This is a genomic window from Curtobacterium sp. YC1 (assembly GCF_016267665.1).
GTDB lineage: Bacteria > Actinomycetota > Actinomycetes > Actinomycetales > Microbacteriaceae > Curtobacterium.
Genome location: NZ_CP066341.1, coordinates 598,524 through 615,177, shown reverse-complemented (window position 1 = coordinate 615,177; position 16,654 = coordinate 598,524). Strand labels below are relative to the sequence as shown.

Below are 16,654 nucleotides of genomic sequence, written 5' to 3'. Positions count from 1 at the left end.
AAACCAGTTCGTTCGCTGAACTAATGAGGTAGGCTGACGACCGATGCCCGACGCCACCGACCTCCGGATCGCGGTGAACCGGTTGTCCCGGACGCTCCGTACGCAGACGGCCGACTCGAGCGTCACCGACGCCCAGTTCTCCGCCCTCGCCCGGCTGCACCGCGACGGCGCCATGACCCTGGCCGACCTGAGCCGGCAGGACGGCGTCACCCCGCCGTCGATGACGAAGACGGTCGCGGTCCTGCTCGAGCGCGGGTTCGTCTCGAAGTGCGAGCACGGCGACGACCGCCGCAAGGTGCTCATCGGCGCCACCCCGGCCGGAGCGGCCTTCGTCGAGGAGACCCGACGCCGCCGGGACGACTGGCTCACCCCGCGACTCGACTCCCTGACCGCGGACGAACGGACCACGCTCGCCGACGCGACCGGGATCCTGAGGAGGCTCGCCCAGCAGTGACCGCCATGTTCCGCTCCCTCGCCGGCCGCAACTACCGCATCTGGTTCGCCGGCGCCCTGGTGTCCAACGTCGGCACCTGGATGCAGCGCACCGCCCAGGACTGGATCGTCCTGACGCAGCTCTCCGACGACGACGCCGTCGCGGTCGGCGTCACCATGGCGCTGCAGTTCGGGCCGCAGCTGCTGCTCCTGCCGCTCACCGGCCTGGTCGCCGACCGGTTCGACCGCCGCCGGACGCTCATGGTCACGCAGGGTCTCATGGGACTGCTCGGTCTCGGCCTGGGCGTCATGGTGCTCACCCACACCGCGACGCTCCTGTCGCTCTACGGCTTCGCCCTCGCACTCGGGGTGGTCGCCGCCTTCGACGCTCCGGTCCGCCAGGCGTTCGTCTCCGACGTGGTGCAGGGCGACGACGTCGCGAACGCGGTGGCCCTCAACTCCGCGTCGTTCAACGCGGCGCGGCTCATCGGACCCGCCGTCGCCGGGGTGCTCATCGCGGCGATCGGCTCCGGGTGGGTGTTCGTCATCAACGCCGGGTCGTTCCTGGCCGTCCTGCTCGCGCTCCGCTCCGTCGACCCCGCGAGGCTCGCCGAACGGGTCCGGGCCGGCCGCGGCAGGGGGCAGGTCATCGCGGGCTTCCGGTACGTCCGGACCCGCCCGGACATCATCGTGGTGCTCTGCATGGTCTTCGTCGTCGGCACGTTCGGCGTGAACTTCCCGATCTTCACCTCGACGATGGCGCGGGTCGAGTTCCACCAGGGCGCCGGCGAGTTCGGCCTGCTGAACTCCGTGATGGCGATCGGTTCGGTGCTCGGGGCCCTGCTCTCCGCCCGGCGGGAACGCCCCCGGATGCGCACCCTGGTGGCCGCCGCCGGCGCGTTCGGGCTCGCCTGCACGGCCGCCGCGCTCGCCCCGACCTACTGGACCTTCGCGGTCGTCCTCGTGCTCGTCGGCCTGGCCTCGCTCACCTTCATGACCACCGCGAACGCCCTGGTGCAGACCACGACCGCGCCCGCGATGCGCGGCCGGGTGATGGCGCTCTACATGGCGATCTTCGCCGGCGGCACCCCGATCGGCGCCCCGCTCGTCGGAGCGGTCGCCGACGCCTCCGGCCCCCGCTGGGCGATCGTCGTCGGCGCCGCCTCGGGCTTCGTCGCGCTCGCCATCGCGCTCGTGTGGCTGGTCCGGCACGAACGGCTGCGGCTGCGGTACGACGCCGACGCACCCCTGCACCTCGCGATCACGCACGCGGTGCCGGTGGTCGGCGGTCGCGCCGCGCTCCACCGCGAGCTGCACCGCGACGAAGCGCTGGCCGACCGGTCCAGCGGCGTCTGACGGTCGCCGACCCACCCACCGAACGGGAGGCGCGACACCACGCCGCCACGGGCCTCCCGTCCGTCCCCGCCACCGCCCAGGGCGGACCGGTCGCGTCAGAGCACGGGGGCGGCGGTGGAGAAGACGCGCTCGTCGAGCGCCGACGCGACGCGGTCGGCGGCGGCCGCGACGCGGTCGCCGACCGCGCCGACCGCACCGAGCGCCTCCTCACGGGGAAGCGCGTCGAGCGCGGCGCGCACCTCGGCGAAGTCGCCGACCTCGTCCGCGACGCAGGCCGGAGCGACGTCCGCCAGGCACTCGGCGGCGCGGTGCACGGTGTACCGCAGCGACCGCGGGCTGTGCTCGTCGAGGAGCAGGAACGCCGCGGCGTCCGCCGGGACCGGTGCATGGTCGCGACCGCGCAGGAACGCCTCGCCCGCGCCACAGGCCCGGAGCGCCGCGCTCCACGACGTCACCACGTCGGGTTCGAGCAACCGCGACGCCAGGAGCCGGGCCGTCGAGGCGCAGCGGGTCAGTGCACGGCCGAGCGCGAAGAACTCCCACACCTCGTCGCGACTGGCGTCCCCCTCGACCACGCCGATGGCCAGGGCACTGCGCTCCCGCGCCCACCCGAGGAACTCGTGCGCGCGGTCCGGCGCGATCTTGCGCGGCATCCGCGACCGGGTGACGTCGAGGCAGTCCCAGAGCTCGCTCGACACGACCTCGCGGGCCCGGCGGGCGTGGTCCCGGGCGACGGCCACCGCCGCGGCGATCGAGGCCGGCTCGTGCCGGTCGAGTGCCAGGGCGTCGATCGTCGCGGTGCGGTCGGCGTCGCGCGCCGGTCCGGCCGTCCCGACCACGCTGCGGAGCTCCGCGGCGACCAGCCGGTCGTCGTCGACGGTGCCGGGTTCGCGGCGGGCGACGTAGACGTCCAGCAGCCGGGCGACGACGTCGGTGCGCTCGACCGCGCTCCCCACGTGGAAGACGTTCCCCGCCAGGCGACTCAGCACGGCTGCTCCTGCATGCCGTGAACCTAACGAGCCGGCGTTGCCGCGGTGTTACGGAACGGCGTCACGGGTGTTGCGGTGTCCTGACTCCGCACTCGCTAGACAATCTAACTAGAGCGTCTAGCATTGAGCCCATGACGTCCGAGGTGATGACCAGCACCGCGGGGTACTGGTACGAGGACCCGGCGGTCTCCGCCATGGACGTCCTCAACGCCCTCCGGCGCTACCGAGCGGCCGAGAGTGCCGCACAGCGTCGCGCTCGCGAGGCGCTCGGCATCGGCGAGAACGCACTCCTCGCACTGCGCGTCCTGATCGAGGCCGGACACGAGGACCGCACCGTCAACGCGAAGGACCTGGCCGAGCGACTCGAGATCACCGCGGCGTCGACGTCCGCGCTCGTCGACCGGCTCGTCCGCAGCGGTCACGTCGAGCGACACCCCGACCCCTCCGACCGCCGCGGCGTCATCCTGACCGCCACCGGCAGGTCGATGCGGCACGCACTGCGCGTCATCGAGGAACTCGACACCCGAGCGCTCGAGGTCACCGAACACCTGCCGGCCGACGACATGGCGGTGGTCGTGGAGTTCCTCGACGAGATGGTCCGGGTCGTGGACGACGTCGACGTGCACCCGGACGAGTCACCCGGCGCGTAGCCTGGCCCCCATGGACCCTCGCGGCACACACCACCCCGAGGACGACATGCCCTTCGCCGAACTCGACTCCCGGGCCCGTGCCGACGCCGCGCTCCGTCGCATCCAGGGTGGTGCCGACCCCGCTCGCGAGGCCTTCGAGCTCGCGAACACGATGAACGACGAGACCGTGGGGCGACTCACGAAGCGCCTGCGTCGGCTGTTCCGCCGCGACTGAGGGCCGACCACCCGTCAGAAGGCGGTGCCCACCGCCGCGATGTCGTCGGCACCGTGGCCCGCGGCGCTGGCGTCGGCGTAGACCCGGTCGAGTGCCTCGAGCAGGGTCGTCGAGACGCCGGCAGTCCGAGCGGCGTCGGTGATGAGCCCGATGTCCTTGCGCAACCCGTCGAGCGCGAACTGCGCGGGGAACGTGCGCGCGATCATCGCCGCGCCCTTCGTGTGGGCGTAGGCGGAGTCACTCGCGCTCCCCTCGATGGCCTGCAGGAAGAGGTCGGGATCCAGGCCGAGCGCCGCCGCGATGGCGAGGGACTGGCCGGTGGCGGCGGTGATCGAGGCGATCCAGGCGTTCGCCGCGAGCTTCAGGGCCGTGCCGTCACCGACGTGGTCGCCCGCGCGCACGGTCTTCGCGCCGACGGCGTCGAGCACCGGCGTGACGCGGTCCAGCAGCTCGCCCGGTCCGGCCGCGAGCATCGTCAGCTTCCCCTGCTCGGCGGGGGCCTTCGTACCGAGCATCATCGCCTCGACCAGCGTGATGCCGTGCTGCTCGGCGAGCTGGACGACGGTGGCGGTGCCGTCGACCCCGATCGTGGAGGCCTGCACCCACACGCTGTCGCTCGGCGCCGCACCGGCGGCCCGCTCGAGCACGTCGACCACCGCGTCGGTGTCGAACAGGGTGAGCAGGACCACCTCGGCGCGCTCGACGGCGTCGGCCGGACTGGTGGCGACGGTCGCGCCGCGGTCGGCGAGCGGCGCGGCCCGGTCGGCGCTCCGGTTCCAGACGGTGACCTCGTGCCCCTCGCGCAGCAGTGACCCCGCCACTCCGGCACCCATCGCACCCGTCCCCAACACCGTGACCCGCACGTCTGCTCCGTCCCGCCGCGACACCGTGCCGTGGCGCCCTCGACGCTACGCCGGACGGCGCGGTCGACGCCCGGCCCCGGTCCGGGGCTGCTGCGGGCGGCGGGCTGCCGCGGGTACCGGGGCCGTCGGGGCGCCGGGGCTGCTGCGTCGGCTCAGGCGCGGGTGTTCAGAGGAGTCCGCGCACCCGCAGCCACGCGGCGGGATCGACGGGCACGCCGGCGACGACGACCTCGAAGTGCAGGTGGGACCCGGTCGAGACGCCGGTGTCACCGACCGCCCCGATGCCCTGCCCGGCCGCGACGACCTGGCCGGGCCGGACGGCGATGACGGACAGGTGTCCGTACCGGGTCTGGACACCGTCGGCATGCTGCACGAGCACCTGGTTGCCGTACCCGCCGAGCGGTCCGGCCGAGACGACCCGACCGGGCAACGACGCGACGACGGGCGTACCGGCGGACGCGGCGAAGTCGATGCCCCGGTGGTCCGTCGAGCACGCGGCGCACCCGGCCACGCGACGCGGTCCGAACCCGCCGGCGTCGGGCACCGGACCGACGGTGGGGCGTGCGGCGATCGCGGCCGACCCGGGGAGTGGCGCTCCGACCGCTCGGGCAGCGGCGCCGACCGTGAACCCGTCACGGTGGACCGCGGTGCGACCCGTGCCCTCGGCCACGAAGGACTGCGACCCGGTCGGCTGCGACGCCGACACGGACGGGGCGGCGAGGGCGGACTGCGGTGACGCCACGGACACGACCAGGCAGGTGACCACCGTGGCGGCCGCGGTCGGCAGGGTCCGGAGCGCCGGCCCGCGGAAGAACGAGACGTGCTCGCGGGGGTGGCGCCCGGCGGCCGGTGCCACTGCGACGGACGGATCCGGAGTGGCGGGAGCCGGGGTGGTGGGAGCCGGGGTGGTGGGAGCCGGGGTGACGGGAGGGGACACCGCCACCCCGGCGGCTCGGTGAGCGTCGCGTCGCGCTCCGTGTCGTGCACGGCGCTGCGAGGACGCTGCTGATCGGTTCGCGGACCGCCGCTCGGCGCCGCGGGGGCGCAACGTCGGAGCGTCTGCGATGGAGTGCATCGTGCGCGGGACCGCCCGGTCAGGCGCGGACGACGCCGTCGCGGGCGATGCGGTCGAGCTCCTCGACGACGGCGTCGACGACCGCGCGGGTGATGGCGTCGGCGACGGTCTCGACCAGCTCGCGGTGCTCGGGTCGGACGGCGAGCCCGGCCGCGCTGGCCGCGGCGACACGCACCGGGATGTCGTCGATGGCCGCGACGAGTGCGGCGGGGACGAGGGCGGAGTCACCGGGGCGGACGGGTGCCGTCATCGGCGAGGTGGGGGCGGGGGTGCCGACGGCGCGTGCCGGCGTGACGGTGGTGTCGCCCCGCTCGCGGCGCTGGGCGATGGAGTCGAAGAGCGGGGTGGAGGACATGCTGCTGACCGTCCGATCTGGGTTCGGGGTGCGGGACGTTCTCGGGCGTCCCGCGCGGGAGGGGTGCCGTGCGGCACGCCCTCATTCAACCACCGATATTCCAGATGTGCAATAGTGCGTGTCGGCTCCTCAGTCCGGGTCGACTGCCGCCGCGGTCGGGTCGTCCGGCTGGAGCACCCGACGGACGCGCTCGACGATCGTGGCCGCGGGCGGGTTGTTGTAGGCGTTGGCCGGCTCCTGCCCGCTGAGCTCCTGGATCGCCGCCATGACCGCGTCGGTCGCGTGTCGACGCGCTCGGCCGGACGACGCCTCGCCGAACCCGGACAGGTCGAGCGGCGTGCCGAACTCGATGGTCACCCGGGCGAGCTTCGGGAAGCGCGAGCCCACGGGCTGCACGTCCTCGGTGCCGGTCAGGGCGACGGGCACGACGGGAGCGCCGCTCGTCAGCGCGAGCCAGGCGACACCCGTGCGGCCCTTGTAGATCCGTCCGTCGAGGGACCGCGTGCCCTCGGGGTAGATGGCGAACGCCTCGCCGGCCTGCAGTCGGGCGAGTCCGAGGTCGAGGGCCTGCTGGGCGGCGGACCCGGCACCGCGTTCGACGCCGATGGCACCGATGCCCCCGAAGAACGCCCGGGACACCGCGCCGCGGAACCCCGTCCCCGTGAAGTACTCCTGCTTCGCCAGGAACGACACCTTGCGCGGGGCCATCAGCGTGATCGCCGGCGAGTCGATGAACGAGCGGTGGTTGCTCGCCAGGATCACCGGGCCGCGCTTCGGCACGTTCCGCCGCCCGACGATCTTCGGACGCCACAGCAACCGGGCGAGCGGGGTCACCACGGCGCGGCTCAGCGCGGTGGTGAACTTCGTCGAACCGGACACCGGACCTCCTCGTGGTGGCGAGCTTCCGAGTGTAATCAGGCGCCGGACGACTGCATGCCGCTGACGGCATGCAGACCAGGACCGCGATCAGTCGGCCTGCGCGACCACGTCGAGCACCGCGCGACCGTAGCGCTCGAGCTTCGCGGCACCGACCCCGGAGATCTCGCCGAGCTGGTCGACGTCTGCTGGTCGGACGGCGGCGATGCCCCGCAGTGTCGCGTCGTTGAACACCACGTACGCGGGGACGCCCTGCTCGCGGGCCTCGGCCGCACGCCAGGCGCGCAGGGACTCGAACAGGCCGACGGCTTCCTGCGGCATGTCGGTGACCACGGTGCGTCGGCTGCTGCGTCCGGCCCGCGGTGCCTTGACCGGGTCCCGCCGCATGCGCACCTGCACGGTGCCCTTGAGGACGTCGGCGCTGGTGGGACTGAGGACGACCGTGCCGAAGCCGTCGCCCGAGACCGCCGCGTAGCCCTGGGCGAGGACCTGCCGGGCGACCGCGCGCCACTCCCCCTCGGACAGCTCGGTGCCGATGCCGAAGGTCGCCAGCGTGTCGTGCTGCAGCTCCTGCACGCGGGGCGAGCGCTTGCCGATCAGGATGTCGACGAGGTGCGAGACGCCGTACCGCTGGCCGCGCTCACGGTCGAGCCGGACGACGGTGGACAGGAACTTCTGCGCGGGCACGGTGCCGTCCCACGACTCCGGCGGCGCGATGCAGGTGTCGCAGTTGCCGCACGCGGTGCTCTCCTGCCCGAAGTACGCGAGCAGGCGGACCCGTCGGCACTCGATCGTCTCGCACAGGCTGAGCATGGCGTCGAGGTGGGCGCTGAGCTGCCGACGGTGTGCGGCATCGCCCTCGGACTGGTCGATCATCCGGCGCTGCTGCACGACGTCGTTGAGCCCGTACGCCAACCAGGCCGTGGAGGGCAGCCCGTCACGACCGGCGCGACCGGTCTCCTGGTAGTAGCCCTCGACCGACTTCGGCAGGTCCAGGTGGGCCACGAACCGCACGTCGGGCTTGTCGATGCCCATGCCGAACGCGATCGTCGCGACCATCACCACGCCGTCCTCGCGCAGGAACCTCGACTGGTTGCGGGCACGCACCCGGGCGTCGAGACCCGCGTGGTAGGGCAGGGCGTCGATCCCCTGCTCGGCCAGCGCGGTCGCGGTGCGCTCGACCGAGTTGCGGGACAGGCAGTAGACGATGCCGGCGTCACCGCTGTGCTCGGTGCGGATGAAGGTGAGCAGCTGCTGCAGCGCGCCGGTCTTCGGCTCGATGCGGTACTGGATGTTCGGCCGGTCGAAGTCGGCGACGAAGTGCGCGGCGTCGTCCAGGCCGAGCCGCGCGGAGATCTCGCGGTGGGTCTGCGGCGTCGCGGTGGCGGTCAGGGCGATGCGCGGCACGGTGGGCCAGCGCTCGTGCAGGATGCTCAGCTCGAGGTAGTCCGGCCGGAAGTCGTGGCCCCACTGGGCGACGCAGTGTGCCTCGTCGATGGCGAACAGTGCGACCCGCGCGCGGTCCAGCAGCGCCCGGGTGCTCTCGAGGCGCAGGCGCTCCGGCGCGAGGTAGAGCATGTCGACCTCGCCCTGCACGATCGCGCGCTCGACCCGGGCGCGCTCGTCCGGGCCCTGCGTGGAGTTGAGGAAGGCGGCGCGCACGCCGTTCGCCGCGAGGGCGTCGACCTGGTCCTGCATGAGGGCGATGAGCGGTGACACGACCACCCCGACGCCGTCGCGCACGAGGGCGGGCACCTGGTAGCACAGTGACTTGCCGCCGCCGGTGGGCATGAGCACGAGGGCGTCACCACCGCCGACCACCTGGTCGATGATGGACGCCTGCTCGCCCCGGAAGTCGTCGTACCCCCACACCCGGTGCAGCACGTCGAGCGCGGCAGCACGGGGTGCGGACACGGCAGCGCGAGCAGACACGGCGGCGGGCGCGGGCGTGGTGCTCATGCCACGAGCCTACGGGCGACCGGCGACACCCACCGAACCGTCCACAGCCGGGGCTAGCGCGCCTCGCCGGGGTCGGTGCCGTCCGTGCCGGGCTCGGCGCCGTCCGTGCCGGGCTCGGCACGGTGGTCGGAGCCGGCCACGTCGTCGGCGCGGGCCGGCGTGGTCGCCCAGCCCGTGCCTCCCGGCCGGGTCCAGCGGACGCCGCCCGCCCAGGCCGGGGCCACACCGCGGAACCGAGGTGCCTCGTGCCCGGCGAACCGGCGGTCCAGCCCCCGCCACCACGCCAGGAACTCGACCATGGCCCAGAACGCGAGCGACGTGCCGAGCGTGACCAGCCAGCCCTGCCACGTGCCGTTCGCGTCGGACGAGGTCAGGTCGATCCGCGACCAGCCGGGCGCCTGCAGCACGAAGATCATGATGTTGTTGAACGCGTGCTGCAGGACCGTGGCCTCGAGCCCACCGGTCCGGAGGACGATGATCGCGGCGATCAGGCCGAACGAGCCGACGTCGAGGATGCCCCAGACGTTGTAGCCGTTCGGGATGTGCAGCACCGCGAACACGACCGTCGAGATCGCCACGGCGATGATGGTGCCGGCGCGACGCGGGATCCACGACGCGATCGTCTGCATCAGGAAGCCACGGAAGATGTACTCCTCGGCCGCGCCCTGGAACGGGACGAGCAGCACCACGAGGACGATCGTCAGGGTCAGCGTGCCGAGGGAGACGGTCGACTGGCCGATCACGTCGTGGTTCCACGCCAGGCCCCCGTCGACGGTGAGCATGCCGCTCCCCTGCACCCAGAACATGAACGCGGCGATGACGAGCGTCGGCAGCAGGCACCACGCCGTCCAGGCCCAGCGCACCCGGAAGCGCGTCGACGACAGGATGCCCGCCGGTCCGACGCGCGCGATCTTGACGGCGAGCAGGATGCCCGGCAGCAGGACCACGAGCGACACCAGCGACATCGACAGCAGGACGGGGTCCGTCGGGTCGAGCGCTCCGCGTGCCAGGTCGTTCTGCAGCTCGACGAGCCCCTCGGCGCCCTGTGCGCGGAGGATCGGCACGAAGTACGCGATCGCGATGACGATCTGCGACACGAGGTACCACCCCGCCAGGAACGCGACGGCGACGAGCGGCCGCCACCACCTCCAGCGCGCATCGATCCGGGGCAGGCGCTGGTAGGGAACACTCACGCGACGCAGGTTACCGGGCCGGGCAGGATGGGAGCCGTGCTCACCGTCCTGTTCGGCCTGTCCGGCGCGGTCGTCTACGGGTTCGCGGACTTCCTCGGCGGGCTCGCGTCGCGCCGGGTCCGACCGGTCACCGTCGCCGCGGTGGCGGCTGCCGTCGGGATCGTGCCGCTGCTGGTCGGGCTCGCGGTGCTCGGCGGTGTGCCCTCGTGGACCGGCACGCTGTGGGGCGCGGTCGCCGGGGTCTCCGGCGGGATCGGCGTGCTCCTGCTCTACGCGGCGCTCGCGATCGGCCCGATGAGCGTGCTCTCCCCCGTCACCGCCGTCTTCGCCGCCGTGGTGCCGGTCGTCGTCGCGCTGCTCCGCGGCACGGTGCTGTCCCCGCTGGCGACGGGCGCGCTGGTCGTGGCGGTCGTCGCCGTGGTGCTGGTCGCGGTCGTGCGGGACGCCTCGGGCGCGCGGCTCACCGCACGCGGGGTCGTCGCCGCTGCCGTCGCGGGGTGCGGCTTCGGCGGGATCGTGCTCGCGTACGACATGACGCCGGCCGACTCGGGCATCGCCCCGCTGGTGGTCGCGCGGGTGCTGCAGGCGGTGCTGCTGGGTGCGGCGGCCCTCGTCGTCGTGCTCCGGACGGGAGGCCCGGTGTCCGGCCCGACGTCGGCCCGCCCCGACGGGGTTGCCGCGGCTCCCGGGCGTCGGTCGGGTCGCGCACGGAGCCTGCGGCTGCTGGTCACGGTGGCCGCATGCGGCGTCCTCGACGCGATGGCGAACGTGTGCATCCAGGCGGCCCTGCACAGCGGCGACGACCCCGCGACCCTGCCCGTCGTGAGCGTCCTGAACGCGCTGTACCCGATCGGCACCGTGGTGCTGGCCGGGATCGTGCTGCGGGAGCGGTTGACCGGGCAGCAGTGGACCGGCATCGTGCTGGCCTTCGTCGCGTCGGTGACCCTGGCGCTCGTGTGATCGAGAGCCGTGGCTGCGGGCGTCAGGCGTCGGGGATGAGCCGCTTGCCGAGCGACACCGTGTCGTCGTCGGTGTAGCCGAGCGACTCGTAGAACCCGATCACCCGCTCGTTGCCGGCCCGCACCTGCAGGTTCAGCTTCGGGCAGCCGAGGGCGGTCAGCCGCCGTTCGAACTCCACCATCATCAGACGGCCCAGCCCGGACCCCTGCAGCTCCGGCTGCACCGCCAGGTAGTTCACCCAGCCGCGGTGCCCGTCGTACCCGGCCATGCCCGCGCCGACGACGTCGTCCGTCCCGACCGCCCCGGCGACCAGGAACAGGTCGGGTTGCACCGTCTGCTTGCGGGCGATGTCGCGCCGCGGGTCGTTCCACGGGCGGACCAGGCCGCACCGTTCCCAGAGGGCGACGACGGCGTCGGTGTCCTCGCTGCGGAAGGGTCGGGTCCAGAACTCCATGCGCACCACGCTAACGGGGGTGGGGAGAACGTCGTCACCGTCCCGTCGACGTGGTCTGATAGACCTGTCCGACCAGCCAGACGATCAGGAGCCCCGTGACCGCACACGACAGCGTCCCGACGCGCCGCAGCGCACGTGCCGACGCCGCCGGATCGCGATCGCGTCGCGCTCCCCGTCGACGGCAGACCGTGGGCGGCGCCCTGGTGTCGCTCCTGGCCGAGCTGCTCATCATCGCCGGCGCCGGCACCGGGCTGTACGTCGTGTGGACCGCGTGGTGGACCGACGTGGTCGCGGTCAACGAGCAGACGAAGCTGGTGGACGGGCTCGACCGGATCACCCCGCCCGACACCGACGGCACCGAGCACCGCGGCACCGCTCCCGTGCTCGACGAGCCGCCGGGCACGTCGACCGTGTTCGGCTCGATGCAGATCCCCCGCTTCGGTGCCGACTACGACCGCCCCATCGGCGAGGGCACCGACCGCGAGCAGGTGCTCAACACGATCGGGCTCGGCCACTACCGGGACACCGCGATGCCCGGCGCCCCCGGCAACTTCGCCGTCGCTGGGCACCGGGTGACCTACGGCAAGCCGCTCAACCAGATCGCGGAGCTGCAGGAGGGCGACCCGGTCGTGGTCCGGATCACGGACGCGACGACGAAGTTCGACGTCTGGTACGTCTACCGGGTCACCGACAGCCAGATCGTCACGCCCGACAAGATCGAGACGATCGCGCCGGTGCCGAACGAGCCCGGCGTCGAACCCACCGCGAAGGACCGCTGGCTGACCCTCACCGCCTGCCACCCGATGTGGTCCGCCGCGGAACGCTTCGTGACGCACGCGAAGCTCGACTACTGGATGCCCGCGTCCGAGGGCACCCCCAAGGAACTCTCGGAGACCGCCAAGTGATCTTCCCCCTGGTCTGGCGTCTGCTGCCCGGTCCCACCGCGCTCAAGGTGCTCGAGCTGCTCGTGCTCCTGGCCGCCGTCGTCTTCGTGCTGTTCCAGTGGGTCTTCCCGTGGATCGCGGCCGACATCCTGCCGCCGCCCGACGGCACGGTGGAGTCGACGCCGACCTCGTAGGCCCGGTCTCCGGTCGGCCGGGCGCGACGACGTCCGCGCTCAGACCGTCGTCGTGACGCGCGAGCCGCCCGACGCGGTCCGCCGCACGGCGATCCGCTCGGGGATCCGCTGCTTGAGCTCCTCGACGTGGCTGACGATGCCGACCTGTCGGCCACCGGCGGTCAGACGGGACAACTGCCCGATCACGTCGTCCAGCGTCTCCGGGTCGAGGGTGCCGAAGCCCTCGTCGACGAAGAGCGTGCCGAGCGAGACGCCGCCCGCCTCGGCCTGCACGACGTCGGCCAGGCCGAGCGCCAGGCACAGCGACACGGTGAAGGTCTCGCCGCCGGACAGGCTGCGGGGGTCTCGGACGGTGTCGGTCGTGTGGTCGTGCACGGCGAGCGCCAGACCCGTCCGCCGCGCCCGCGAGCCGGACTCGCGCTCGTCGGAGGTCTCGAGCGTGAAGCGACCGGCGAGCATGCCGCGCAACCGGTCGTTCGCCGCGGCGACGACGTCCTCGAAGCGGCGCATGAGCACGTAGGTGCCGAGGGTGATGCCCGTGGGGTTGACCGATCCCACGCCGTTCGCGACGTCGGCGAGGCGGACGATCGCGCGGCTGCGTGCCGAGGTCTCCTGCCGGGCACGGACGGTGCGGTCGACCTCGGCCGCGCACTGCTCCACGGCCTCGGCGCGGTGCGCTGCGGTCACCGCGAGTCGGGTGGCCTCGTCGAGTGCGGCGGCCGTGCGGACCCGATCGGCCTGCGCCGCCGGCAGGTCGAGCTGCTCCGCGTCGTCGTCGGCCGCCGCGACCACCGCCGGGTCGTCGAGCCCCGCCTGGACGACGGCCCGCTCGGCCTCGGCCGTGCTGATCCGTGCACGGAGCCCGGCGACCACGTCCGCCTCGAGCACGCCGGCTCGGGCCGACGCGACGTCGGTGAAACCCTGCTCGTCGAGGACGCGGTCGACCTCGGCGCGCCGCTCGTCACGGGCACGCGCTGCCGCCGTCGCCCGGTCGTCCGCCTCGGCGACGGCACGGAGGACGGTCAGCCGCTCGTCGAGGGCCCCGACCGCGGCGCGGAGCGAGGTCGGGCGGTCGTCGAGCTGCGCGGCGAGCCGGTCCACGGCGTCGTGCACCGTCCGGAGGTCGGCGTCGAGCCGCTCGGCGTCGGACACCGCCGACGAGGCGAGCACGGTGCGCCGAGCGTCGAGGTCGTTCCGGTCACGCTCGAGGGCCCGGGTGGCGGCGTCGTGCTCGGACCGCTGCCGTTCGAGCCGCAGGACGAGTGCGGCGGCGTCGTGCGCGGCACGGACCCGGTCGTCGGCTGCGGCGGCCATGGCCTCGAGGGCAGGGGCGTCGAGGTCGCCGATGACGCCCACCAGCCGCTCGTGCTCGGCACGCTCGACCGCCAGGTTCGTGGCGGCGTCGGCGAGGTCCTGGTCGGCCCGTCGGCTGGCGTCGGCGGCGGCCTCGACCGCGTCGATGGAGGGGTGGTCGTCCTGGGGGGTCGCCACCGACGGGTGGGACGTCGCACCGCACACCGGGCACGGGTCGCCCGGCCCGAGGGCGGCGCCGAGTTCCCCGGCCAGCCCGGCGATGCGACGCTCGCGCAGCGACCGTTCGGTCTCGAGTGCCCGGGTCGCCACGTGCCGGGCACCGGCCACGGCACGCTCCGCGACGACGACGCGCTCCGCCGATCGGTCGCGGGCGACGAGATCGGCGCGGAGCGACTGCACGCGACGGACCTCGTGCGCCGCGGCGTCGGCATCGGCCGCCGTGACCGATGCGGCGCGGGCGTCCTCGACGATGCGGGCCCGCTCGGTCGGTCGGGCCTCCAGGGCGGCATCGAGCAGGCCGAGGTCGGCGGTCAGTCGCTCGGCGGTCGCCGTGGCCTCGGCGACAGCGGCGCGGCGGGCGGCGGCGCCGTCCTCGACCGCGACCAGGTGCCGCACGGCGGACAGGTCGTCGGCCAGGGTGTCCCGACGCCGGAGCACCTCGGCCGCGTCGACGCCGACCAGGCCGTGCCCGCGACGGAGGTCGGCAGCGGCCGACGAGGTGGTGTCGACGCGGGCGGCGGCGGCGTCGAGGCCGTCGGCCACCACGGCGACGCGGGCGGCGCGCTCGGCCGTCGCGACCGCGGTCCGCGCGGCCTCGATCGCCGGTGCGTCCGCGTCGAGGGCGGCCCGTCGCTGCAGCAGCACCGCCCGTCGTTCGCGTGCGGCGGCCCGGGTGGTCACCGACCGCTCGTGCTCGGCGGCGGCGGTGGCGACGGCCGCGGCGGCCGCGCGGTCGACCCCGGCGGCGTCGGCAGCGGCACGGACCGACGCCACCGTGGGCGGGACGACGAGCTCGTCGGCGTCCGGGAGCCCTGCGGCCTGCGCGAAGCGGGCCAGGGCGTCCCGCACGCGGTCGTCCGCACCGTCCACCTCGGCCTGCACCGCCCGGCGTCGTGCGGCGAGTTCGTCGGCGGTGCGGTCGTAGACCTGGGTGCCGAACAGCGACTGCAGGAGCTTGCGGCGGTCCTCGCCCGGTGAGCGCAGGAACCGGGCGAACTCGCCCTGGGGCAGCACCACGGTCTGCAGGAACTGCGCGCGGTCGAGGCCCACGATCCGGGCGATCTCGACACCGACCTCGGGGATGCGGGACGACAGCGGCTCGCCGACGGCGTCGGTCGGCGACGCCAGGCGGAACAGCTGCGCGGACGCCTGCTGCTTCACCGTGCCGGTCCCCCGCTGCTTGGGCCGGTCGTACTGCGGGGTGCGTCGGACCCGGTACGTGCCCGCACCGGTCTCGAACACGAGGTCGACGAACGGCTCGACGGCCGGGTCGGCGTGCTGGCTGTGCAGGCGGTCGGAGCTGGCGTCGGCCCCCGCCAGGCCGCCGTACAGCGCGAACACGACGGCGTCGATGATGGTCGACTTGCCGGACCCGGTCGGCCCCTCGAGCAGGAACACCCCGGACGCGGCGAGCGCGGCGAAGTCGATGGTGACGAGCTCGGGGTAGGGCCCGATCGCGCGGAGCTCGAGTCGGTGCAGGTACATCAGCGGTCCCCGTCGCGCTGCAGGGCGAGCGCAGCGGCCTCGTACGCCTCGGTCAGGACGGACCGTTCGTCGTCGTCAGGTGCGCCACCGGTGGCGAAGGCGACGAAGTCGGCCGCGACCTCGACCGGGTCGGACGTCGCCGTCACGGCACGCGCCGCGGTCGTCGCGGGTCGGTCGGCGGGTTCGTGCGTGATCGCGAGGGCGTGCGGGAAGTGGTCCTTCACGCGGGCGTACATGCGCTCGGGGTGCACGGTGTCGGTCACCGCGACCCGCACCCACGCGTCGGCATCGGCGCGGAACGCCCCCGACTCGACGTCGTCGATGCTGCCGCGGACGTCGACGAGGCGGCGCGGCACCGGGGCGGGCACGAGTTCGACGGCGACCGTGCCGGCGGCGTCGAGGTCGACGAGGGTCACGGACTTGCGCTGGTGGCGTTCCCCGAACGAGAACGCGAGCGGCGACCCGGCGTAGCGCACGCGGTCGTCGGTGCCGACGCGCTGCGGCCCGTGCAGGTGCCCGAGCGCGACGTAGTCGAAGCCGGCGAAGACGGACTCCGCCACACGGTCGACCCCGCCGACGCGGATGTCCTGCTCGCTGTCGCTCGGGTCGGCACCGCCGACGAAGGCGTGTGCGACGACGATGCTCCTGGTGCCGGGTCGCCCGTCGAGGTCAGCTCGGATGCGGTCGGTCGCCGCCTGGACCACCGCGTGGTGGGAACGCGCGAGGGGTTCGTCCGGCACGGCCGCGAGGGCGTGCCGGGTGAGGTCCGGGTGCAGGTACGGGATGCCGTACACCGCGACCGGACCGTCGGGGTCGTCGACGAGCACCGGTTCGCCGACGTGCAGCGGTTCCGTCAGGATGCGCACCCGGTGGCCCATCACCCCGGCACCGAAGCCGAGCCGAGCCGCCGAGTCGTGGTTGCCGGGCGTGAGCACGACCGTGGTGGTCTCGGCGAGCCGTTCGAGCACGCGGGACAGCATCCGGACGGCGTCGACCGGCGGGATCGCCCGGTCGTACACGTCGCCCGCGACGACGACCAGGTCGACGCCGCGGTCGCGCACGAGGTCGACGAGCCAGTCCAGGAACGCCGCCTGGTGCTCGAGGAGGTCCGCACCGAGCAGCGTGCGGCCGAGGTGCCAGTCGCCGGTGTGCAGGATGCGCATGCGGCAACGGTAACGGCGG

The 16,654-nt window shown here is 73.9% G+C and carries 17 protein-coding genes; 7 read left to right on the top strand and 10 right to left on the bottom strand.

Features of this window, described 5'->3' with window-relative positions:
• The first annotated feature begins 43 nt into the window (after positions 1 to 43).
• Entirely contained in the window at positions 44 to 454 is a 411-nt protein-coding gene (locus I8920_RS03055; RefSeq protein WP_198657721.1) for a MarR family winged helix-turn-helix transcriptional regulator, read from the top strand.
• Positions 451 to 1,788: an MFS transporter gene (locus I8920_RS03050; protein ID WP_198657720.1), complete on the top strand. Its 1,338-nt coding sequence runs from the start codon at positions 451 to 453 to the stop codon at positions 1,786 to 1,788. Before I8920_RS03055 ends, I8920_RS03050 begins: the two co-directional genes overlap by 4 nt.
• Before the next feature lie 95 nt (positions 1,789 to 1,883).
• On the opposite strand, the gene I8920_RS03045 is transcribed toward I8920_RS03050, so the two are convergent.
• On the bottom strand, positions 1,884 to 2,777 hold the full coding sequence (locus tag I8920_RS03045; protein ID WP_198657719.1) for an alpha-E domain-containing protein: 894 nt from the start codon (positions 2,775 to 2,777) through the stop codon (positions 1,884 to 1,886).
• A 131-nt stretch (positions 2,778 to 2,908) separates the two neighbouring features.
• Between I8920_RS03045 and I8920_RS03040 the strand changes: the two genes are divergently transcribed.
• On the top strand, positions 2,909 to 3,427 hold the full coding sequence (locus I8920_RS03040) for a MarR family winged helix-turn-helix transcriptional regulator (RefSeq protein WP_198657718.1): 519 nt from the start codon (positions 2,909 to 2,911) through the stop codon (positions 3,425 to 3,427).
• Between the two features lie 10 nt (positions 3,428 to 3,437).
• Positions 3,438 to 3,641 (top strand): hypothetical protein, encoded by a 204-nt coding sequence (locus I8920_RS03035; RefSeq protein WP_198657717.1) that lies wholly within the window; start codon positions 3,438 to 3,440, stop codon positions 3,639 to 3,641.
• Between the two features lie 14 nt (positions 3,642 to 3,655).
• On the opposite strand, the gene I8920_RS03030 is transcribed toward I8920_RS03035, so the two are convergent.
• From I8920_RS03030 to I8920_RS03005, 6 genes are all read right to left on the bottom strand, one after another.
• Positions 3,656 to 4,504, bottom strand: a complete 849-nt coding sequence (locus tag I8920_RS03030; RefSeq protein WP_232832804.1) for an NAD(P)-dependent oxidoreductase — start codon at positions 4,502 to 4,504, stop codon at positions 3,656 to 3,658.
• A gap of 166 nt (positions 4,505 to 4,670) precedes the next feature.
• Entirely contained in the window at positions 4,671 to 5,441 is a 771-nt protein-coding gene (locus tag I8920_RS03025; RefSeq protein ID WP_198657715.1) for a M23 family metallopeptidase, read from the bottom strand.
• Between the two features lie 157 nt (positions 5,442 to 5,598).
• Positions 5,599 to 5,934 (bottom strand): hypothetical protein, encoded by a 336-nt coding sequence (locus tag I8920_RS03020; protein WP_198657714.1) that lies wholly within the window; start codon positions 5,932 to 5,934, stop codon positions 5,599 to 5,601.
• Between the two features lie 129 nt (positions 5,935 to 6,063).
• The gene (locus I8920_RS03015) at positions 6,064 to 6,813 is read right to left on the bottom strand and encodes a lysophospholipid acyltransferase family protein (protein ID WP_198657713.1); all 750 of its coding nucleotides are present in this window, start codon (positions 6,811 to 6,813) and stop codon (positions 6,064 to 6,066) included.
• Between the two features lie 87 nt (positions 6,814 to 6,900).
• A complete protein-coding gene (gene recQ, locus I8920_RS03010; protein ID WP_198657712.1) occupies positions 6,901 to 8,769 on the bottom strand; it encodes a DNA helicase RecQ in 1,869 nt (622 codons plus the stop codon).
• A 53-nt stretch (positions 8,770 to 8,822) separates the two neighbouring features.
• Positions 8,823 to 9,962, bottom strand: a complete 1,140-nt coding sequence (locus I8920_RS03005) for a CPBP family intramembrane glutamic endopeptidase (RefSeq protein WP_198657711.1) — start codon at positions 9,960 to 9,962, stop codon at positions 8,823 to 8,825.
• A 36-nt stretch (positions 9,963 to 9,998) separates the two neighbouring features.
• Here I8920_RS03005 and I8920_RS03000 point away from each other — a divergent pair, with 36 nt between their 5' ends.
• Positions 9,999 to 10,922 (top strand): EamA family transporter, encoded by a 924-nt coding sequence (locus I8920_RS03000; protein WP_198657710.1) that lies wholly within the window; start codon positions 9,999 to 10,001, stop codon positions 10,920 to 10,922.
• A 22-nt stretch (positions 10,923 to 10,944) separates the two neighbouring features.
• Here the strand turns inward: I8920_RS03000 and I8920_RS02995 are convergent, their stop codons facing one another.
• Complete coding sequence (locus tag I8920_RS02995; protein ID WP_198657709.1) at positions 10,945 to 11,376, bottom strand: GNAT family acetyltransferase; 432 nt, start codon at positions 11,374 to 11,376, stop codon at positions 10,945 to 10,947.
• 95 nt (positions 11,377 to 11,471) lie between these two features.
• Here I8920_RS02995 and I8920_RS02990 point away from each other — a divergent pair, with 95 nt between their 5' ends.
• Entirely contained in the window at positions 11,472 to 12,281 is an 810-nt protein-coding gene (locus tag I8920_RS02990; RefSeq protein ID WP_232832803.1) for a class E sortase, read from the top strand.
• Entirely contained in the window at positions 12,278 to 12,454 is a 177-nt protein-coding gene (locus tag I8920_RS02985) for a hypothetical protein (RefSeq protein ID WP_198658804.1), read from the top strand. The genes I8920_RS02990 and I8920_RS02985 overlap by 4 nt, the downstream gene beginning before the upstream one ends.
• A 39-nt stretch (positions 12,455 to 12,493) precedes the next feature.
• Here the strand turns inward: I8920_RS02985 and I8920_RS02980 are convergent, their stop codons facing one another.
• Both I8920_RS02980 and I8920_RS02975 read right to left on the bottom strand, forming a co-directional pair.
• Positions 12,494 to 15,472 (bottom strand): AAA family ATPase, encoded by a 2,979-nt coding sequence (locus I8920_RS02980; RefSeq protein WP_198657708.1) that lies wholly within the window; start codon positions 15,470 to 15,472, stop codon positions 12,494 to 12,496.
• On the bottom strand, positions 15,472 to 16,635 hold the full coding sequence (locus I8920_RS02975) for a metallophosphoesterase family protein (RefSeq protein WP_198657707.1): 1,164 nt from the start codon (positions 16,633 to 16,635) through the stop codon (positions 15,472 to 15,474). The genes I8920_RS02980 and I8920_RS02975 overlap by 1 nt, the downstream gene beginning before the upstream one ends.
• Positions 16,636 to 16,654 lie beyond the last annotated feature (19 nt).